The sequence below is a fragment of the Polaribacter sargassicola genome (genome assembly GCF_021991835.1).
Classification (GTDB): Bacteria; Bacteroidota; Bacteroidia; order Flavobacteriales; family Flavobacteriaceae; genus Polaribacter; species Polaribacter sargassicola.
Genome location: NZ_JAHDAU010000004.1, coordinates 72,066 through 91,914, shown reverse-complemented (window position 1 = coordinate 91,914; position 19,849 = coordinate 72,066). Strand labels below are relative to the sequence as shown.

At 26.7% G+C, this 19,849-nt stretch carries 20 protein-coding genes; 12 read left to right on the top strand and 8 right to left on the bottom strand.

From position 1 onward, the window contains the following. Window positions 1-54: 54 nt before the first annotated feature. Window positions 55-2,532: a M14 family metallopeptidase gene (locus KI686_RS07995; RefSeq protein WP_237588755.1), complete on the bottom strand. Its 2,478-nt coding sequence runs from the start codon at window positions 2,530-2,532 to the stop codon at window positions 55-57. A gap of 205 nt (window positions 2,533-2,737) precedes the next feature. Between KI686_RS07995 and bshC the strand changes: the two genes are divergently transcribed. From bshC to KI686_RS07975, 4 genes are all read left to right on the top strand, one after another. Beyond that, on the top strand, window positions 2,738-4,330 hold the full coding sequence (bshC, locus tag KI686_RS07990) for a bacillithiol biosynthesis cysteine-adding enzyme BshC (RefSeq protein ID WP_237588754.1): 1,593 nt from the start codon (window positions 2,738-2,740) through the stop codon (window positions 4,328-4,330). Window positions 4,331-4,352: 22 nt separating this feature from the next. Continuing rightward, the gene (locus KI686_RS07985; RefSeq protein WP_237588753.1) at window positions 4,353-5,900 is read left to right on the top strand and encodes a helix-turn-helix domain-containing protein; all 1,548 of its coding nucleotides are present in this window, start codon (window positions 4,353-4,355) and stop codon (window positions 5,898-5,900) included. Between the two features lie 249 nt (window positions 5,901-6,149). After that, window positions 6,150-7,004 (top strand): 23S rRNA (adenine(1618)-N(6))-methyltransferase RlmF, encoded by an 855-nt coding sequence (gene rlmF / locus KI686_RS07980; RefSeq protein ID WP_237588976.1) that lies wholly within the window; start codon window positions 6,150-6,152, stop codon window positions 7,002-7,004. A 70-nt stretch (window positions 7,005-7,074) separates the two neighbouring features. Continuing rightward, entirely contained in the window at window positions 7,075-8,580 is a 1,506-nt protein-coding gene (locus tag KI686_RS07975; protein WP_237588752.1) for a DUF748 domain-containing protein, read from the top strand. Window positions 8,581-8,655: 75 nt separating this feature from the next. Here the strand turns inward: KI686_RS07975 and KI686_RS07970 are convergent, their stop codons facing one another. From KI686_RS07970 to KI686_RS07955, 4 genes are read right to left on the bottom strand one after another with little or no spacing between them, the layout of a single operon-like run. Continuing rightward, window positions 8,656-9,585, bottom strand: coding sequence for a peptidylprolyl isomerase (locus tag KI686_RS07970; protein WP_237588751.1), 930 nt, complete (start codon window positions 9,583-9,585; stop codon window positions 8,656-8,658). A 12-nt stretch (window positions 9,586-9,597) separates the two neighbouring features. Then, a complete protein-coding gene (locus KI686_RS07965) occupies window positions 9,598-11,193 on the bottom strand; it encodes a hypothetical protein (protein WP_237588750.1) in 1,596 nt (531 codons plus the stop codon). A 6-nt stretch (window positions 11,194-11,199) separates the two neighbouring features. Further along, on the bottom strand, window positions 11,200-12,789 hold the full coding sequence (locus KI686_RS07960) for a peptide chain release factor 3 (protein ID WP_237588749.1): 1,590 nt from the start codon (window positions 12,787-12,789) through the stop codon (window positions 11,200-11,202). Between the two features lie 44 nt (window positions 12,790-12,833). Then, entirely contained in the window at window positions 12,834-13,508 is a 675-nt protein-coding gene (locus KI686_RS07955; protein ID WP_237588748.1) for a peptidylprolyl isomerase, read from the bottom strand. Window positions 13,509-13,625: 117 nt separating this feature from the next. Between KI686_RS07955 and idi the strand changes: the two genes are divergently transcribed. From idi to KI686_RS07915, 8 genes are all read left to right on the top strand, one after another. Further along, the gene (gene idi, locus KI686_RS07950) at window positions 13,626-14,144 is read left to right on the top strand and encodes an isopentenyl-diphosphate Delta-isomerase (RefSeq protein ID WP_237588747.1); all 519 of its coding nucleotides are present in this window, start codon (window positions 13,626-13,628) and stop codon (window positions 14,142-14,144) included. Continuing rightward, window positions 14,137-14,550: a 6-pyruvoyl trahydropterin synthase family protein gene (locus KI686_RS07945; RefSeq protein WP_237588746.1), complete on the top strand. Its 414-nt coding sequence runs from the start codon at window positions 14,137-14,139 to the stop codon at window positions 14,548-14,550. The genes idi and KI686_RS07945 overlap by 8 nt, the downstream gene beginning before the upstream one ends. Before the next feature lie 18 nt (window positions 14,551-14,568). After that, window positions 14,569-15,540: a type I phosphomannose isomerase catalytic subunit gene (locus KI686_RS07940; RefSeq protein ID WP_237588745.1), complete on the top strand. Its 972-nt coding sequence runs from the start codon at window positions 14,569-14,571 to the stop codon at window positions 15,538-15,540. Window positions 15,541-15,543: 3 nt separating this feature from the next. Further along, window positions 15,544-16,272: a 3-deoxy-manno-octulosonate cytidylyltransferase gene (kdsB, locus tag KI686_RS07935; protein ID WP_237588744.1), complete on the top strand. Its 729-nt coding sequence runs from the start codon at window positions 15,544-15,546 to the stop codon at window positions 16,270-16,272. A gap of 5 nt (window positions 16,273-16,277) precedes the next feature. Further along, window positions 16,278-16,979, top strand: a complete 702-nt coding sequence (locus tag KI686_RS07930) for an HAD family hydrolase (RefSeq protein ID WP_237588743.1) — start codon at window positions 16,278-16,280, stop codon at window positions 16,977-16,979. Then, a complete protein-coding gene (locus KI686_RS07925) occupies window positions 16,976-17,602 on the top strand; it encodes a chloramphenicol acetyltransferase (RefSeq protein WP_237588742.1) in 627 nt (208 codons plus the stop codon). The genes KI686_RS07930 and KI686_RS07925 overlap by 4 nt, the downstream gene beginning before the upstream one ends. A 29-nt stretch (window positions 17,603-17,631) precedes the next feature. After that, window positions 17,632-17,892 (top strand): hypothetical protein, encoded by a 261-nt coding sequence (locus tag KI686_RS07920; protein ID WP_237588741.1) that lies wholly within the window; start codon window positions 17,632-17,634, stop codon window positions 17,890-17,892. Between the two features lie 127 nt (window positions 17,893-18,019). Next, complete coding sequence (locus KI686_RS07915) at window positions 18,020-18,214, top strand: hypothetical protein (RefSeq protein WP_237588740.1); 195 nt, start codon at window positions 18,020-18,022, stop codon at window positions 18,212-18,214. 42 nt (window positions 18,215-18,256) lie between these two features. On the opposite strand, the gene KI686_RS07910 is transcribed toward KI686_RS07915, so the two are convergent. Genes KI686_RS07910 through KI686_RS07900 form a run of 3 tightly spaced genes read right to left on the bottom strand, consistent with a single transcriptional unit; the run spans window position 18,257 to window position 19,826 of the window. After that, the gene (locus KI686_RS07910; RefSeq protein WP_237588739.1) at window positions 18,257-18,697 is read right to left on the bottom strand and encodes a sensor of ECF-type sigma factor; all 441 of its coding nucleotides are present in this window, start codon (window positions 18,695-18,697) and stop codon (window positions 18,257-18,259) included. Window positions 18,698-18,701: 4 nt separating this feature from the next. Then, window positions 18,702-19,244: a hypothetical protein gene (locus KI686_RS07905; RefSeq protein ID WP_237588738.1), complete on the bottom strand. Its 543-nt coding sequence runs from the start codon at window positions 19,242-19,244 to the stop codon at window positions 18,702-18,704. A gap of 33 nt (window positions 19,245-19,277) precedes the next feature. Continuing rightward, on the bottom strand, window positions 19,278-19,826 hold the full coding sequence (locus KI686_RS07900) for an RNA polymerase sigma factor (protein WP_237588737.1): 549 nt from the start codon (window positions 19,824-19,826) through the stop codon (window positions 19,278-19,280). Between the last annotated feature and the right edge of the window lie 23 nt (window positions 19,827-19,849).

The window sequence follows — 19,849 nt, the reverse complement described above, 5'->3', positions numbered from 1 at the left end:
CATATAAAAAAACCACTCGTTTGAGTGGTTTTTTGTTTTAATTGAAAGTCTTTATTAATTTAAATTATCAGAATTTAATAGAAAAACAGCGTTTGCTAAAAATAATTTTCCATTATCCCAAAAAGATCTAAATAAAGGATTGTCTACCATATAAATAATGCTTCCTCTACCTTTTTGTTCTTCTCCAAACAACAAAGATTCTGGTACATTTTTAACAGCTTTGCTACCTGCATAACCAGAAACATTTTTTGTTCCTTTATCAAAATAAGCAACATTACTTCCGTTTTCTAAATAGTTATAAGTAGATCCACTTAATTTTAAAGAAAAATATTCGTTATTATAACCAAAAGCTAAAGGATGTGTAGCATCAACTTTACTTTTAAATATAGCACCAGTAATTAAATGCCCTATACTTTTTCTTTCTTGCTCTTCATAAGGAGTTAAATTACTTTCAGTTGATTTTTCTTTAGATTCTTTTCTTTTTAGAGCATAACCTTTTTTGTTAGCAAAACTGTTTAAAGCACCACCAATGGTTACTAAAGTTCCTCCAGAACGCGTAAAAGTAGATAGTTTATCTAACGTATTTTTATCTAAAACATCTCCGTAACGACCGTTAGGTATTATTATAACGTCATATTTAGAAAAATCTGTTCTACTAAAATAATCAGAATTTAAAATAGTTAATGGATATTTTAATTCTTGTTCAAAAAAGTGCCAAATTTCACCAAAACTTAAAGAAGAAGTTCCTTCTCCAGAAAGTAAAGCAACTTTTTGTTTTTTGATTGGTTTTACACTGTAAGAACCAAAATCTAAACCAGTATCAACAAAACCTGTAGAAACTGCTTGAATTTTTCGATCATTATTATTTGCTATTTTTAATAATTTTTCATCAAAATTATCAAAACGATTATCGTTTCTTAAAATAATTAAAGTTCCTCTTTTGTAAGAATTTCCTTCTAAAGAAAATGGCTTTTCAGCAAAACGAGGTGTAATATTTTCTTTTAATATAGCAGCTAAAAAAGTTGCATCTTCAATGCTATTCCATTTGGCAATGTAAGCATAAGCATTTTTATCAATAGAATTAGTAATGCTTTTTGTGGTTGTAGTAGTAATCGAATTAACTTTGGTTTTAGAAGCAATTGCATTAAAACCATAAGCGTAAGGCAAAGACCAAGCAGTAATATCATAAGTTAAAGAATCTACTAATTTGGCTTTAGGTTCAAACAAAACCTTAACCATTGTTCCTTTTGGTTGATCTGTATGAATTACTAAATCTCCTTTAGAAGTAGAAAATTTATCTTCTTTTAGCGAGTTATAGTTATATCCTTTTATAATTTCACCATTTGCGTATTCATACTTAATTTCATGCTGATCTAGTAAGTTTTTTAAACGATTTGTTTTATCATCGTTATCGTTTTTTAACACAAAACTTTTATAGTCAGAATTATTGTTTTTAAAGAATTTTTTAAATTCTATATTTAATTTTTCTGCATTTTTTGATGAAATTTCTACGGTAGATAATCCCGTTGTCATATGGTGTGTTGCTCTATCTTTTAAAGTTAAAACTTCACCTTCATTGGTGTTTATACCTAAACCAGCACGCCCATGACCAGCTTGCTCAAACGTCATACCAATAGCACCCATATAAATTGGGTAAGTATCTCCGTAACTTGGGTATAAAAGATCAAAACTTTCTTTTGTAAAATATAACCAACCTTCTTTATCAAAATAACTTGCATTATTTTTTCCTACTTGTGTTTGAAAATTTCTTTGCCAATCTGTAATAACTTCATGAAAAGGTTCTGCAGCAGGAGCAAAATAATAAGGGCTGTTTATACCTTGTTCATGAAAATCTACATGTACATGTGGCATCCATTTATTGTACATTTTAACTCTTTGTTGAGACTCTATTTGAGTTACCCAAGCCCAATCTCTATTTAAATCAAACAAATAATGGTTTGGTCTTCCTCCTGGCCAAGGCTCATTATGTTCTTTAGCGTCTTGATTGATATCAAAAGGAGTGCTTTTAACTTGGTTATACCAGTTTACATATCTGTCTCTTCCATCAGGATTTATACAAGGATCCATGATAATAACTGTGTTTTGTAACCAATCTTTTTTATTAGTTACTAGTTCGTAAATAGTTAACATAGAGGCTTCTGTGCTAGAAGCTTCGTTACCATGTACATTATAACTTAACCAAACTATTGCTTTTTTATTATCTGTATTACCATCAATAATACCTGTTTGAGCAAGATTATTTTTTCTGATATTTTCTAAGTTATCAATATTTTCTTGTGAAGAAATATAGCTTACATATAAAGGTCTATGTTCATTAGTTTCTCCATATTTTTCTAATTTAACATTAGATAAAGTTTCGCTTACGTATTTAAAATAATCTACTACTTTATGATGCCTTGTAAAACGGCTACCAATTTCATAACCTAAAAATTCTGATGGAGATTGTATTGTTTGAGAAAATAAGCTTCCTATTGTAAAGAAAGCACTAAAAAGTAATAGTTTAAGCTTCATATAAATATATTTTAAACCAAAAGTAACGATTATTTTTTTTTGAGATTCTATAAAAAAAAGAGAAACTTGTTAAAAGTTTGTTAGATTAATTTTAGGTTTTCGACAAAGGTTTAAAATATTTGTATTTTTATAAAAAAATAGATAAAAAGTATGAACGTTACATCAGATTCTGATTGTTGCCAAAAAGTGTTATTTTAAGTTAAGTATGAAAGTAACACAAATTCCATTTAAAAACACAGGTTTTTTCTCTAAAACAATGATAGATTACTTAGAGAAACAAAAAGAAATACAACCATTTTATAATAATTTTCCAAATATTTCTGGTTTTTATAACCAGATAGAAGAAAAACAAGAATCTTTTAGATTACAAACAAGATTAGTTTTAGTTGATGCTTTAAAAAAACAATACAAAGGTTTTAAAATATCAGAAAAAACAGAAGAAAATATAGCTTTATTAAAACAGCAAAATACGTTTACAATTACAACCGGTCATCAATTAAATTTGTTTACTGGTCCTCTTTATTTTTTGTATAAAATTATAACAGCTATAAATTTATGCGAAGAATTATCAGATAAATTTCCTGATCAAAATTTTGTCCCAATTTATTGGATGGCAACAGAAGATCATGATTTTGACGAAATTAACTATTTTAATTTTGATGGTAAAAAAGTACAATGGAATAGTGAAGAAAGTGGTGCTGTTGGGCGTTTTTCTACAGAAGGATTAGAAGATGTTTTTGAAGTTTTTTCTAGCCATTTAGGAAATTCTAGAAATGCAGAATTTCTTAAAAAATTATTTTCTGATGCGTATTTAAAACATAATAATTTAGCTGCAGCAACTCGTTATATAGCTAATACATTATTTACAGATTATGGTTTGGTTATTGTTGATGGTGATGATAAAAGTTTAAAGCAATTATTTACACCAATTGTAAAAGACGAATTAGAAAACGGAACATCATTTAAAGAAGTATCTAAAACTATAGAAAGATTAGAGAAAAACTATAAAATTCAGGTAAACCCAAGAGAAATTAATTTGTTTTATTTGGGTAATAATTTTAGAGAACGCATTGTTTTTGAAGATGGAGTTTACAAAATTAATAATACAGAAATTACATTTACAAAAGAAGAAATTTTAAAGGAGGTAGATAAAAATCCGAAAGCATTTTCGCCAAATGTAATTATGAGACCTTTGTATCAAGAAGTAATTTTACCAAATATTTGTTACCTTGGTGGAGGAGGAGAGATGGCTTATTGGTTAGAGTTAAAAGATTATTTTAATAAAGTAGAAATTCCTTTTCCTATTTTGTTGTTGCGTAATTCCGTACAAATTATATCAGAAAAACAAGCTAAAAAGTTAAAAAGGTTAGATATTTCTTTAGAAGAATTATTTTTAGATCAATTTAAATTATTATCAAAAAAAGTAGTTGAAAACTCTGATATTAAAATAGATTTTGATGAAAAAATTCAATTTTTAGAAAAACAATTTTCAGAATTACAAAAAGTAGCAATTAAAACAGATATATCTTTTAAAAATGCTGTAAATGCCCAAGAAAGAAAACAGATAAAAGGGTTACAAAATTTACAAAAACGTTTGTTAAAAGCAGAAAAAAAGAGACAAAAAGATTTAGTTGATAGAATTACATTTTTGCAAAATGAAATCTTACCTAATCAAAGTTTAGAAGAGCGTCAACGTAATTTTTCTGAGTATTACTTAGAATATGGCTCTTTATTTGTGAAATCATTAAAAATAGCTCAAAAGCCTTTATCGCTTGAATTTATAGTAATTACTTTGTAAATTTAACTTTTAAAAAAAGTTAATGCTATTACGAAATTTTTACCTATTTCTAATTATTTTAATTTTTAAAAGTTGCTCTGATAATAATAGTAAAGATAAAGTTACTATTGATAATTTAGGAATAAAAATAGAGAATGCTTTTTTAAAAGCAGAATTAGAAGACGATACAAAAAGCTTAATTCCGGTATTATTTTTTTTAGACCAAAATAATACCGTACTTAAAGATACTTGTCTTATAAGTAAAGTATATCATTTAAGAGCTGTAAAAAACCGTACATTAAATAATGATCAAGATTTTTTAATAAATGCAAAAAAAGCAGTTAGTATTTCTAATGGTTGTGATGAGAATGTAATTAAAGCAGTTTCTAACAATTTGTTAGGTATATTTTATCATCTTAAACAAGATAACTTATCTTCTATTAATTATTACAAAAAAGCCATTTTTTACGGAGAAAAAGAAGAGGATAAGTCTTTTATTGTAGATTCTTACATTAACCTGAGTAAAATTTATATACAAGAAAAAAAATGGGATGAAGTTATAATATGTGCAAATAGAGGAGTAAGTATAATTGAAAATATTGATGCTAAAAAAAATAGATTAAGGTCCTTTTACACATTATTGGCAGAGGCTTACATGAATAAAGGAGAATTTAATTTAGCAGAAATTAATTTATCTAAATCTATAAAAGTTATTAATGAACTTAAAAAAGAAGACATTTTAATAAATACAACAAAGTCTTATAGAGAAATATATTCGGTTTATGCAGAGTTAAATAGAAAGCAGAATAAACTTAATTTGGCTTACAATTATATGAAAGCTTCAGATTCTTTATCAATAGTTTTAAATGAAGAAAATTCTGATAGAATTGGTCGGTTTTTAGAACTTGAAAATAATTTAGAAAATGAATTATTATTAAGTAAAGAAGGTTTAATTTTAAGACAAAGAATTATTATAGTTGGTGGTGTTTTATTTTTAATAATTAGTTTTTTATTTGCTTATAATAGATACAAATATTCTAACCAATTAAGAACTCTTGTTAAAGAAAAAGAAAATTTAAATTCAGAACTTAAACAAAACTTATTAAAATTAAAAGAAACACACGATACTTTAATATCTAAAAACGAGGAAATAAATTCTCTTTTAAAGTTTAATAAACAATCTTTATTAACAAAGACATTAAAAATATCTAATTATAAAGATGCCGTTAATAATATTATAAAGAAAGTTAATAAGTTAATAGAGAATAATACAACTATAAAAACTAGTAAATTGTTTACTATTAATAGAGCTTTAGAGCAAATTATTTCTGAAGAAGATATATGGGAAGAATTTAAAATTCAATTTGAAAAAAATAGACCAGATTTTTTTGAAAAGCTTTTAGAGAAATCACCAAAATTATCTATTAATGAACAAAAGCATTGTGCCTACGTTGCTGTAAATTTAAAAAGTAAAGAAGTTGCAAATATTATAAATTTATCAGCAAGAAGTGTTGAAACAACAAGGTACAGAATAAAGAAAAAATTAGAATTAGAAAACGAAACCTTACAAGGTTATTTAAGTAAATTGTAAATAAAAAAGCCATTTATACAAATGGCTCTTTTTTTATTTTGGGGGTATTTACTTGGGAGAATAAATATATGTGCAAATTTAGAGCTTATTAGCAAATGTTTTTTCTATGTAGTACTTATGTAGTATTAGTGTTTTAGTGGTTTTGATTTTATGTAATTGAAAAACAGGTGTTTACGTATTTGTTTTTCGGAGAATTATTTCTTTGAAGTAATAAATTAATTACTTCTTATAATGATTAAATTAAAAAATATGAGAGAAAAAGGATTACATCCTAAGAATAAATTTAATAAAGGTTATAATTTTGATGAATTAATTAAGGATAACCCTAACTTAAAAGAATTTATTTTTAATAATGATTATGGAAACTTAAGTATAGATTTTTCAAATCCGGTTGCAGTAAAAGAGCTTAACAAAGCATTGTTATTTTCATATTCAAAAATTTCTAAATGGATTTTTTCTGATGAAAATTTATGTCCACCAATACCAGGTCGTTTAGATTATATTCATCATCTATCAGATTTACTTTCTTTAGAAAAAGAGATTAAAATTTTAGATATTGGTACAGGAGCAACTTGTATTTATCCATTATTAGGTGTAGCAGAATACAACTGGAAATTTGTAGGATCTGATATAGATTTAAATTCTTTAGATTCTGCACAAGATATAATAGATGATAATGATTTAGATTCTAATATAAAACTTAGACAACAATTTAATGAACAAAATATTTTAAAAGGTATTTTAAAAGAAGATGATTTTTTTTCTGCAACAATGTGCAATCCTCCTTTTTATAAATCTGCAGAAGAAGCACAAGGAGCTAATAGAAGAAAGACTAAAAATTTAGGAAATAATGCTGTTAGAAATTTTTCTGGAAATAATAATGAACTATGGTATTTAGGAGGCGAAAAAGCTTTTTTACATAATTATTTATACGAAAGTTCATTATTTAAAAACAAAAGTAAATGGTTTACAAGTTTGGTTTCTAAAAAAGAAAATGTAGTAAGTTTAGAAAAGTCATCAAAAAAACTTGGTGTTATTGAGTTTAAAGTAATCCCAATGAATCAAGGTAACAAGGTAACAAGAATTGTTTGTTGGCGGTTTTAATACTTTTGTATTGCACAAAATTTAAAAACTAAAATTAAAATAGTAAGTTATACCTAATAAAAATAGTTTAATGAATAAGAATTCTAATAAATTTAAGAGAAGTATTATATTTTTTGTGATACTATTACTTTCCTTTTTTTTGTTAAATTTTTTTGTTGCTAAGAAAATTAATTCACTAATAGGTAGTGAGTTAAAAGAAAAAGGAATCGAGTTTAAAAGTAAATCTTCTTCTAATATTTTATTAGGTAATTTAAGTTTATCTGAAGTAGAAATAAAAAAAGACAGTTTGTTCTTTAAATCTAAATTGATTGATATACAAGGGATTTCATATTATAAATTATTAATTAATAATGATATTTCTATAAACTCTGTAATCATTAAAAAACCTGAGTTATCAGGGAAAATAGCTAATGATACTTTAAAAGGAAAATCAGAAAAAAACACGATTAATAAAAAACAAAAAGGTTTTAAAATACATAGTTTAAAAGTTTTAAATGGTACTCTAAATATAGAAGATATTAACTCTAAAAAAACAGAGGCGAAAAAAATAAATATAACTATAAAAGATATAGTACTTAATGATAATAAGAACTCAATTATTCCTTTTTTATATGATGATTTAAATATTGAAATTTCTGATATTAAAAGAAAAGTATCTGAAATTCAAGAACTAAATGTAGGTAGAATTTTTATAGATAATAATTTACTTGTTATTGATGATTTAGCACTTAATCCATTAAAAGATGAATCTAACTACATTAAATATGTAAAAGAAGAAAAAGAATTAATATCCTTAAAAATAGAAAAAATAAAGTCTTCAAGTTTTAGAGTATTACCGTCTGATAGTATGTCTGTTTTAACTGAAAAATTAGATATTTCTAATATGAATTTTGAATTATTTTTAGACAAAACTCATTTTTCTACTTCCTATAAAAATAAAGGTTTATACAGTAAAGTTTTAAGAGAATTACCATTTCATTTACAAATAAAAGAATTAGGTATAAATAATTCTAAATTAATTTATAAAGAGCTTACAGATAAAGAAAAAGCGCCAGGTGTATTAGTTTTTAATGATTTAAATGTATCTATTAAAAATATAGATAATAGTAAAAAAAATACTACAGATACAGAGTTTGTTTTAAAAGCTAATTTTATGAATTCATCTCCATTAGATGTAAAATATACTTTTGCTATAAATAATTTACAAGATGAATTTAGAATTAGAGGTACTTTAAAAAATGTAACATCAAAAAACATGAGTTCTTATATTTCTCCTGCTATGAATGTTAAAATGGAAGGATTTATAAATAGAATGGATTTTGATTTTGAAGGAAATAACCATGTTTCTAATGGTGAGTTTAATATTGATTTTAAAAACTTTAAGGTTAAAATTTTAAATGAAGAAAGAGAGTTAGATAAAATACTAAGTTTCTTAGCTAACATTTTTGTTAAAGATTCTGCCAAAGATGGTATGGTAAAGGTTAAAATTGAAGGAGTAGAAAGAGATAAAACCAAGTCTTTTTGGAACTTTTTTTGGAAAAATATTGAAGAAGGTTTAAAAGAATCATTGTTATAAAACATAAAAAAAACCAAAGTAACATACTTTGGTTTTTTTTATGTTTATTATAAAATTAAAATTAAAATTAAAATTTTATTTTACATCCATTAATTCAACATCAAAAATTAAAGTAGCGTTTGGTGGTATTACACCTCCTGCACCTGCAGCACCGTAAGCTAAATTAGAAGGAATTACAAAACGAGCTTTGTCTCCTACTTGTAATAATTGAATTCCTTCGTCCCAACCAGAAATTACTTGTCCAACACCTACATTAAAATCTATAGGTTGTTTTCTTTTGTATGAAGAATCAAAGACTGTTCCGTCTAATAATTGTCCTTTATAATGAACAGATACTCCAGCTCCTTTAGTAGCTTTTTTTCCAGTTCCTTTTTGTAAAATTTGATAACGCAATCCGCTTTTAGTCTCTTCATAACCAGCCGCAACAGAATCTAATAATTCTTTTTGTTTAGCTTTTTCTTCAGCTTCACGTTGCTCTCTAGCTCCTTCAAAAGTTCTAAAAGCTTCAATAGCATTAAAAGCTTCTGCTTCTTTACCAACTTTTATAATTTCTACTTTCATTTCATCACCTTGTGCAACTGCATCTACTACATCTTGTCCTTCAATTACAGATCCAAAAACAGTATGTTTACCATCTAACCAAGGTGTAGGAACGTGAGTAATATAAAATTGACTTCCGTTTGTTGCAGGCCCAGAATTAGCCATAGCTAATTTACCAGGAGCATCATGTTTTAAGTCAGGGTGAAATTCATCATCAAATTTATAACCAGGGTTTCCTGTTCCTGTTCCTAAAGGACAACCACCTTGTATCATAAAATCAGGAATTACTCTATGAAATTTTAAACCATCATAATAAGGAGTTCCTTGTTGCTTTGCAGAATTTTCTAAATTACCTTCTGCTAAGGCTACAAAATTACCAACTGTTCCAGGTGTTTTTTTTTCTTCTAATTTCACTAAAATATCACCTTTTGACGTGATAAATTTTGCGTATAATCCGTTGTTCATCTTTCTATTTATTTAAAAAATGGATTTTAATGTAGAGAAATCTACACTTAATCCTAAGTTTATATTATTTGAATTTAGTCCTGTAGTAGGAGAAAGTACTTTTCCTCCAGAAATTAAAGCAGATAAATAATTGTTAATTCTAACGTAAGAGCCTACTTTTATTTTAGCAATTACTCCTTCGCCAGTATCAATACCAGCTCCACCTCCAGCACCAATAAAAGCCTCTGCAAATAGCTGTAATCTTTGTGCTGCAAATATAGGCGAATAGGTTCCCAATCCAACCATTCCGTCGGCATAACCTCCAGCACCTAATTTATTGTTTTCATCATCTTCTAGATAAGTAGCCTCATATGCAAATGCTGTTTGACCTGCTAAGTATAGATAAGGAGAAATGTCATAATTTAATTGCAGTGCAATTAAATGTAAATCTATAGGACCTCTATTTTCTCTTTCGAATCTTTTTAGTTTAAAATAAGTTTGGTGTTGAGCACTAACTCTAATTCCTTTTGCTTTTAATTTTTGTGTCTTTTTTTCTGTTTGATACCTATCATAGGTTCCGCCCGTTTTACTAATATACTTTAGTCCAGCTCCTAAAGCATAAGCTTCAAAATCACCATCTAAAGCTCTTACATAACCCGCGTGTGTACTAAGAGTAAAATTAGAAAATAGTTTAAAATCTAACCCGATTGTAGGGTAGATTGTAGCACCACCTTCAGCTTGAATTCTACCTCCAGAAGCTCCTAAAGCAAGCTTAGCAAATCCATCTACATATTTAGTATGAAAAGGTTCGTAACCTAACCCTCCAAAAATATCCATAAATCCAGCCTCTAAACCTTTGTAAATAGCATCTGTATGAATAAAAACAAAACTATTTTCTGAGATATATTTTTGATATTCAAAACCTATTAAGTAAAGTGTATGAGTAATTAATTCTGAATTTTGTTCTGCATCTTTTCTTGTTCCACCAAACGGAAAAAATTGATCGAATTTAACAATAAAACCGTCTTTGCTAAATGCTTTGTTCCAAGGAGATTTACTATCTATGGTATAAGTTTCGTTACTATTTTGGTATTTTGATATACTAAAATCTGTGGGTATTTCTAGAAAAAATGATAGTGAGTTACTTTTAATACTTCCTGTATAGAAATTAAAGTGACTGTACTGTAATCCCATATTAAATTTAGGGAAATGATAACTTAAACCAATATTAGGATTAATATAAGCTCCTTTGTTAATTATAGCACGGTAACCGCCACCACCACCAAAGTCTAAATTTGCATCTAAATAGACATTAGAAAATATTTGCTGATGATAACCTAATTCTATACCAAGTGTAAATAAACCACCTTGATTTCCAAACAATGCGGCATGTGTATTAATTCCTCCGTAAAAAAGGTTGTTTATAGGTATTAGGTAATGTAATCCTCCCAAATCCATATTTTCTCCGTTAGCATTTCCTACTTTTTTAGGCATGCTTACAGGTATGTAATTTAGTCTTACTTTTTTATTTATAGTATATTTTTCAGGTGTGTTTATGGTGTTTTTTTCTTGCGCATTTCCATATAGAATGCTAAAAATTAGACACCAAAAAAACAACTGATACTTCATGATTTTTTATTTAAATTCACTGGTAAAATGTAACTTCACAGAAGGATATTTACTTTGTGTCATTTGTATAGTAAAAGCAGAATCAGCTAAAAAAACTAATTGTCCTTGTTTGTCTTTAGCTAAATAGCGTTGTTTTACTCGTTTAAACTCTTTAAATTCTTCATTTTTACTGTCTTCTGGATCTACCCAACAAGCTTTATGAACTTGTAAGTTTTCATAAGTACATTTTGCACCATATTCATGCTCTAAACGATATTGTATAACTTCATATTGTAAAGCACCAACTGTACCAACAACTTTACGACCATTCATGTCTAAGGTAAATAATTGCGCAACACCCTCATCCATTAATTGGTCTAAACCTTTATATAATTGTTTAGATTTCATTGGGTCTGCGTTATTTACGTAACGGAAATGTTCTGGAGAAAAACTCGGAATTCCTTTAAAGTTTAGTTGTTCTCCTTCTGTTAAAGTATCTCCAATTTTAAAGTTTCCGGTATCGTGTATACCTACAATATCTCCAGGAAAAGATTCGTCTACAATTTCTTTTTTCTCTGCAAAAAAAGCATTCGGACTAGAAAATTTTACTTTTTTACCGTTTCTAACGTGTAGATAAGGAGAGTTTCTTTTAAAAGTACCAGAAACAATTTTGATGAAAGCTAATCTGTCTCTGTGTTTAGGATCCATATTGGCATGAATTTTAAAAACAAAACCTGTTAATTTTGTTTCTTTAGAATCTACTAAACGTTCTTCTGCTTTTTTAGGTTGTGGAGAAGGTGCAATTTCTATAAAAGCATCTAATAATTCTTTTACTCCAAAATTATTTAAAGCAGAACCAAAAAATACAGGTTGTAATTGACCTTTTAAATATTCATCTTGGTTAAAATCTGGATAAACCTCACCAATTAATTCTATTTCTTCACGTAAAGTTTCTGCTGCTGTCTCTCCAACAATTTTGTCTAATTCTGGATTAGATAAATCATTAAATTCTACACCTTCAGAAATAGATGTTTTATTATCACCAGAAAAAAGGTTTAATTTCTTTTCCCAGATATTATATATCCCTTTAAAATCGTAGCCCATACCAATAGGGAAACTCATAGGTGTTACACGCAAACCTAGTTTTTGCTCTACTTCATCTAATAAATCAAAAGCATCTTTACCTTCTCTATCTAGCTTGTTAATAAAAACTAGCATTGGTATATTTCTCATTCTGCAAACCTCTACTAATTTTTCGGTTTGTGGCTCTACACCTTTAGCAACATCAATAACAACAATAACACTATCTACAGCAGTTAAAGTTCTAAAAGTATCTTCGGCAAAATCTTTATGCCCAGGTGTATCTAAAATGTTTATTTTTTTATCTTTATAAATAAAAGCTAAAACAGAAGTAGCAACAGAAATACCTCTTTGGCGTTCAATTTCCATAAAATCGGAAGTTGCTCCTTTTTTTATTTTATTATTTTTTACGGCTCCTGCTTCTTGTATTGCTCCACCAAAAAGTAATAATTTTTCTGTTAAAGTGGTTTTACCAGCATCTGGATGCGATATAATACCAAATGTTCTTCTACGTGCTATCTCTTTTAAAAAACTCATCTACAAATTTTGAGCTGCAAAGATAGGTTTTACAAAGAGAAATATCAATCTAAAATTTCTACAGTCATACGTATGTCTTTAGTAGGCCATTCATCTACCCCAACTTTTACTTCTGCAATTTTATCCATAGTATCAAAACCAGAAATTACTTCACCAAAAACAGTATGTTCATTATTTAAATGATGAGCACCTTTTCTATTATGAACAATATAAAACTCAAAAGGATTTGATAGTTTATTTGGGTTGTTTTCCCAGTATCTGGTAGCTGCTAAAGCTCCGTATTTATGAGTTCTATTTTTTCTAAATTCTGGTTTTATTAAATAATTTCCGTACAACCTTCGTTGTTGTTTGGTATAAGTTTCATCAGAATTACCACCTTGTATTACAAAGTTTTTAGCTACTCTATAAAATTCTGTAGTATTAAAATATTTAATTTTGGTTAAGAAAATAAAGTTAGCTCTATGTATAGGTGTATCATCATACAATCGTAATTTTATATCACCAAATTTGGTTTTTATAACAACTTTGGTTTCTTTGTTTTTTTTCTCATATTCTGTAAAAAAAGCTTCTACATTTTTACTGTTTAAGCTATCCCAACGTTTTACTATTTTTTTTTCTTTTTTAATTGTCTTTTTAGGAATATCTACTTTTTTTTCTTCTTTACATTGATAAAAAATAGATAGAAAGATAAATAAGCAAAAAAGTTTAAAAAATTTCATAAAGAATTAAGTTTTATAAGACAAATATAAAGTATCAAAATAAAAGAATATAAATCTCTTAATGTTTTGTATTTATTTTATGTTTTAATAAAATTCTATTTTGTTATTTTTGCTTTTATGGAAGAACAAGTTGTTTTAGTTGACGAGAATGATAATGCTATAGGATTAATGCCAAAAATGGAAGCACATGAAAAAGCTGTTTTACACAGAGCTTTTTCTGTTTTTGTTTTTAATAAAAAAGGAGAATTGATGTTGCAACAAAGAGCTGCACACAAATATCATTCGCCATTATTATGGACAAATACTTGCTGCTCTCATCAAAGAGAAGGAGAAACTAATTTAGAAGCAGGCAAAAGAAGGCTACAAGAAGAAATGGGTTTTGTAACAGATATAAAAGAAGTTTTTTCATTTATATACAAAGCACCTTTTGATAATGGATTAACAGAGCACGAGCTAGACCATGTTATGGTTGGTTATTATGATGAAGATCCTTTAATTAATAAAGATGAGGTAGAAGATTTTAAATGGATGACTTTAGTAGATGTTAAAATAGATATAGAAAATAATCCACAAAAATATACAGAGTGGTTTAAAATTATTTTTGATAAATCTTTTGAAAAATTAACAAATGCCTAGAGTAACTATTCATAGAAAAGCCCATTTTAATGCAGCACATAGGTTGTATAAAAAAGAATGGTCTGATGAAAAAAATTTAGAAATTTTTGGTAAATGTAGCAATCCTAATTATCACGGCCACAATTACGAATTAGTAGTTTCTGTTACAGGAGAAGTTGATAAAGAAACTGGTTTTGTAATGGATTTAGCTATTTTAAGAAAATTAATTAGGTCTGAAATTGAAGATGCTTTTGATCATAAAAATTTAAATTTAGAAGTAGATGAATTTAAAGACACAAATCCTACAGCAGAAAATATTTCAATTGTTATTTACAATAAACTTAGAAAAAAAATTATAGAAAATTTAGATTTATCTATCAAATTATATGAAACTCCTAGAAATTTTGTAACTTATTCTGGGGAGTAAAACCTTTAAAAAAATATTATGAAACAATTACTAAAATTTACACCTATTTTAAAAGATAAAATTTGGGGAGGAGAAAAATTAATTAAAGTATTAAATAAAGATTCTGATAGAACGGATATTGGAGAAAGTTGGGAACTTTCTGATGTTAAGGGAGATACTTCTATTGTTTCTAATGGCGATTTAAAAGGTAAAGATTTAAAAGAGTTAATTTCTGAGTATAAAGCAGAATTAATGGGAGAAAAAATTTACAATCACTTTGGTGAAAAATTTCCATTATTAATAAAGTTTATAGATGCTAAAGAAGCTTTAAGTATACAATTACATCCGCATGATGATTTGGCAAAAGAACGTCATAATTCTTTTGGTAAAACAGAAATGTGGTACGTAATGCAAGCAGATGAAAAATCTAATTTAATTGTAGGTTTTCAAAAAGAGGTAACATCAAAAGAATATTTAGAACATTTAGAAAATAAAACCTTATTAGATATTTTAAATGTTGATGAAGTTAAAAAAGGAGATGTTTATTTTATTCCAACAGGTAGAGTTCATGCCATAGGAGCAGGAGTAATGTTGGCAGAAATACAACAAACATCAGACATTACTTATAGAATTTATGACTGGGATAGACCAAACCCAGACGGAACTTATAGAGAATTACATACAGAAGAAGCTATAGATGCTATAGATTATTCTGCACAAGATTCTTACAAAACAGTTTATTCTAAAGAGCAAAATACATCATCAGAAATTGTTTCTTGTCCATATTTTACAACAAATGTTTTACCAATAGAAGGAGAATTATCTATAAATCATAGTGATAAAGATAGCTTTGTAATTTATATGTGTGTAGAAGGAAATGTAGAGTTTCAATATCAAGATCAAACAGAAAAATTAAAAACAGGAGAAACTATTTTAGTACCAGCTTGTATTAAGGATATTAAAATTATTTCTAAAGAAAAGTCAGAACTTTTAGAAGTTTATATCAAGTAATTTATGAAAATCATTGCAATGATTCCTGCACGTTATAGTGCATCTCGTTTTCCTGGTAAATTAATGAAAGATTTAGGAGGAAAACCAGTTATCTTAAAAACTTATGAAGCTGCATTACAAACAAATTTATTTGATGACGTTTTTATTGTTACAGATTCTGATGTAATTTTTAAAACTATTGAAAGTGCAGGAGGAAAAGCAATAATGAGTAAAAAAGAGCACGAGTGTGGTTCTGATAGAATTGCTGAAGCTGTAGAAAATATTGATGTTGATGTAGTTGTAAATGTACAAGGCGATGAACCTTTTATAGATGCTGTTTCTCTATCTAAATTAATAGATGTTTTTAAAAAAGATACCAATAAAGAAGTAGATTTAGCTTCTTTAAAAGTACAAATTACTAATAAAGAAGATATAGAAAACCCTAATAATGTAAAGGTTATTACAGATGTAAATAATATGGCAATTTACTTTTCTAGAAGCGTAATTCCGTATCACAGAGATAAAAACATCAATGTAAAATATTACAAACATAAAGGTGTTTATGCGTTTAGAAAACAGGCTTTAATCGATTTTTATAATACACCAATGACACCTTTAGAAGCTGCAGAAAAAATAGAAGCTATAAGGTATCAAGAAATTGGTAAGAAAATAAAAATGGTAGAAACAGATGTAGAAGCTGTTGGTATAGATACGCCAGAAGATTTAGAAAAGGCAATTCAGTTTTTAAAATAATAAAAATGACAAAAATAAGTGAAGAGATTAAAGTAATTGCTTTTGATGCAGATGATACTTTATGGGTTAATGAAACTTATTTTAGAGATGCAGAACATCAATTTGCAAAATTATTAGCTAAATACGAAACTCAAAACAAAATAGATCAAGAGCTTTTTAAAAAAGAAATAGATAATTTACCTCTTTATGGTTACGGAATTAAAGGTTTTGTATTGTCTATGGTAGAAAGTGCTTTAGAATTGTCTAACTATCAAATTTCACAAAAAACAATAGAAAGTATTTTAAACATCGGTAAAGAGATGTTAGAGAAACCAATTGAATTATTAGACGGAATTGAAGACGTTCTAGAAAAATTACAAGGAAAATATAAACTAATTGTTGCTACAAAAGGAGATTTATTAGACCAAGAACGTAAACTAGAAAAATCTAATTTATTACAATATTTTCATCATGTAGAAGTAATGAGTGATAAAAAAGAAAAAGACTACGAAAAATTAATAAGGCATTTAGATATAAAACCATCAGAATTTTTAATGATTGGTAATTCTTTAAAATCAGATGTTTTACCATTATTAGCAATTGGCGCAAGCGCAATTCACGTTCCGTTTCATACAACATGGGCACATGAAGAAGTAAATGACAAAGAAAAAGATAATGTTGCCTATAAAACACTAACTAATATTAAAGAAATTATTTCATTTATATGAGATATTTAGATATTGAAAACTGGAACAGAAAACAACATTTTAATCATTTTAAAAATTTAGATGATCCATATTTTGCAGTTACTGTAAATGTTGATGTAACAAAATGTTATAACCAATCTAAAAAATTAGAGTATTCTTTTTTTGTAATGTATTTACATGCTTGTTTAAAAGCATTAAATACTATAGAAAATTTTAAATATAGAATTAAAGAAGATAAAATTGCTATTTGTAATGTAATACATGCATCTGCAACAATTGCTAGAAAAGACCATACTTTTGGTTTTTCTTTCATTCATTTTTCTGAAGATTTAAAAGAGTTTAATAACAATTATTTAAAAGAAAAAGAAAGAATTTTAGGTTCTACAGATTTATTTCCACCAATAAACTCAGATGATTGTATTTATTGTTCTGCTTTACCTTGGTTTTCTTTTACAAGCCAAAAAGAACCTAAATCTGGTGTTAAAAATGAAAGTATACCTAAATTATCTTTTGGTAAAACTTTTAATGAAAATGATAAAATAAAAATGCCTGTTGCTATTGCTGTAAACCATGCTTTAGCAGATGGATATCATATTGGTTTATTTTTTGAAGAATTTAAGAACCAATTAGATAAAAACAACTAAATTTGCACCATTAAAATTTATAATAAGTTATGGCAAGTATTAAAAACTTAAAAAAAGATATTAATTACGTTTTAGGTGATGTTATTGAGTATGCTTTAGATGTATCAGCTTTAAAAAATGCACCAAAAAAAGGTGAAGAAATTATTGATGAAGCTATTGAAACGTTTGATAGTTTAATTTCTAAAGTAAATGATAGTAAAGTAGAAAACAAAAAAGCCCACTTTAAATCAATTAATCAAGAATTAGAAGATAAAGCTAAAGGTTTAGTAGAAAAAATTAATAGCTTATAATCTTAACAGATTTTTAAAGAAAATTTAAGACCATCATTATTTTTAATGATGGTCTTTTTTATTAAATTTGGTTGTCTATACTAAAATGATATAATAGACGTTACATTAATATAATAATATTAAACAAATGGCTAGAGCAATGTTTGAGTACACGATAACGGTACTACAGAAAGTAAGTTTCAATTCAGATTTGTTTTGTAAAGAAGTTGAAAAAGCATTAAGTAGATTGTTACCTTATGAAAGAGATGAGCTAACAATTTGGTTAAGACAATTTACAGCAAATAAACCTGAATTATACTCTTGTATGACATTAATTAACTAAAAAAAAGGAAGCTTAAAAGCTTCCTTTTTTTTAGTTAATTTTTTACTTGGAGTTTCCTTTTTTATATTTATTCATCAACTTTCGTCCAAACTCCATTTCAGCAATTTGTAATTGAATAATTTTTTTATAAGAAATAATCTCTTTTATATCTGAAATAAATTTACTCTGGCATTCATAAATTTCTTTATCAGTATCAAGTTTTATTTTAATTATTTTTTCAGCTTCACTTTCAGAAATAGAAGTTTTTTCTTTAAAAGCTTTTCTCATTTCTGTTCTAATCTTAGATCTTAAAGAATGTTGTTTCTCATCATTACTATTGTAGATTGGCCAAAATTTTTGAGCTTCGCTAGAAGTTAAATTTAATTGCTCTGTTAAATAAGCAATTTTAAGAGCTTTAATTTTTTCTCTACCATCTTTTGACTGAGCATTTATAGAAAAGCTGCAAAGAAATAGAATAAATGTAAAAGTTAATATTTTTTTCATAATTTTAGTTTTCATCTAATTCCTCAAAAAGAGAATAATTATCTATAGAGTTTATGTAATCTTCTATTGTTTCATCCTTTATAGAAGAAAAAGAAAAATCATCTTCACTTAAAATATCTTCTTGTAAAACAAGAGCAATATCATTAGAGTTCATAGGGTTGTATTCTAACCAATTTTCTATTTCTTGTTCAGAAAGAGAATCTAGGGTAAAATCGTCTGTTTTATTAAAAATAAAAGAATTTAAACCTATAAATAAAATAACAGAAGCTGCTGCTGCAAAAGGAATTACTTTAAATAATCGAGTTTTAAGCGTAATTACTTTTGGCTCTTTCTTTTCTGTAACTTTAGATAAAATATTATCCTCTAAATTTTTAAAATAATTATCAGGTACCTTAAAACTATTTTCTTTAGGTAATTTCTCTTCGGTTATTTTTAAATCTATAACGTCGTCAATAGTATCAAAATAGTTTTTAGGTATAGAAAAACTGTTTTTCTTACCTAATTTAGAGTTTAAATACTCTTCGCTATTTTTAATTTTATTTTCCATTGTACTATTTAGACTTCACTTTTATTAAAAGGTTTAATCTGTTTTAAATTTTATATAATTTTCTATTTTCTTAACTGCATGAAAATAAGATGCTTTTAAAGAACCTACAGATGTTTCTAAGATAGATGATATTTCATCATACTTTAATTCATCAAAATATTTCATGTTAAAAACCAACTGTTGTTTTTGTGGTAATGTAGCTATTGCTTTTTGTAATATTATTTCAATTTCATCACCAGTAAAAAACTCATCACTTTTTAAAGAAGATGTTAATTCTTGTTGATAATCCTCTATATCTAAATTTCTTTGTTTAGCTCTTTTATTAATAAATGTAATAGACTCGTTGGTTGCAATTCTATACATCCAAGAAAATAATTTACTTTCTTGGTTAAATTTATCTATATTTTTATAAATTTTGATAAAGGTATTCTGTAAAACATCATCTGCATCATCATGAGAAATAACAATTTTACGAATATGCCAATACAAGCGTTCTTTGTATTGACTCATCAATACTCTAAATGCTTTTTCTTTGGTTAGAACATTTTTTAATTGTTCTATTAAAACGGCTTCATCAGTCAAATAATATAGATTCTGGTTGTTAG

Coding starts and splice junctions, on each gene's coding strand:
- KI686_RS07995 (WP_237588755.1), bottom strand. CDS start 2,532: ATGAAGCTTAAACTATTACTTTTTAGTGCTTTCTTTACAATAGGAAGC.
- bshC (WP_237588754.1), top strand. CDS start 2,738: ATGAAAGTAACACAAATTCCATTTAAAAACACAGGTTTTTTCTCTAAA.
- KI686_RS07985 (WP_237588753.1), top strand. CDS start 4,353: ATGCTATTACGAAATTTTTACCTATTTCTAATTATTTTAATTTTTAAA.
- rlmF (WP_237588976.1), top strand. CDS start 6,150: ATGAGAGAAAAAGGATTACATCCTAAGAATAAATTTAATAAAGGTTAT.
- KI686_RS07975 (WP_237588752.1), top strand. CDS start 7,075: ATGAATAAGAATTCTAATAAATTTAAGAGAAGTATTATATTTTTTGTG.
- KI686_RS07970 (WP_237588751.1), bottom strand. CDS start 9,585: ATGAACAACGGATTATACGCAAAATTTATCACGTCAAAAGGTGATATT.
- KI686_RS07965 (WP_237588750.1), bottom strand. CDS start 11,193: ATGAAGTATCAGTTGTTTTTTTGGTGTCTAATTTTTAGCATTCTATAT.
- KI686_RS07960 (WP_237588749.1), bottom strand. CDS start 12,789: ATGAGTTTTTTAAAAGAGATAGCACGTAGAAGAACATTTGGTATTATA.
- KI686_RS07955 (WP_237588748.1), bottom strand. CDS start 13,508: ATGAAATTTTTTAAACTTTTTTGCTTATTTATCTTTCTATCTATTTTT.
- idi (WP_237588747.1), top strand. CDS start 13,626: ATGGAAGAACAAGTTGTTTTAGTTGACGAGAATGATAATGCTATAGGA.
- KI686_RS07945 (WP_237588746.1), top strand. CDS start 14,137: ATGCCTAGAGTAACTATTCATAGAAAAGCCCATTTTAATGCAGCACAT.
- KI686_RS07940 (WP_237588745.1), top strand. CDS start 14,569: ATGAAACAATTACTAAAATTTACACCTATTTTAAAAGATAAAATTTGG.
- kdsB (WP_237588744.1), top strand. CDS start 15,544: ATGAAAATCATTGCAATGATTCCTGCACGTTATAGTGCATCTCGTTTT.
- KI686_RS07930 (WP_237588743.1), top strand. CDS start 16,278: ATGACAAAAATAAGTGAAGAGATTAAAGTAATTGCTTTTGATGCAGAT.
- KI686_RS07925 (WP_237588742.1), top strand. CDS start 16,976: ATGAGATATTTAGATATTGAAAACTGGAACAGAAAACAACATTTTAAT.
- KI686_RS07920 (WP_237588741.1), top strand. CDS start 17,632: ATGGCAAGTATTAAAAACTTAAAAAAAGATATTAATTACGTTTTAGGT.
- KI686_RS07915 (WP_237588740.1), top strand. CDS start 18,020: ATGGCTAGAGCAATGTTTGAGTACACGATAACGGTACTACAGAAAGTA.
- KI686_RS07910 (WP_237588739.1), bottom strand. CDS start 18,697: ATGAAAAAAATATTAACTTTTACATTTATTCTATTTCTTTGCAGCTTT.
- KI686_RS07905 (WP_237588738.1), bottom strand. CDS start 19,244: ATGGAAAATAAAATTAAAAATAGCGAAGAGTATTTAAACTCTAAATTA.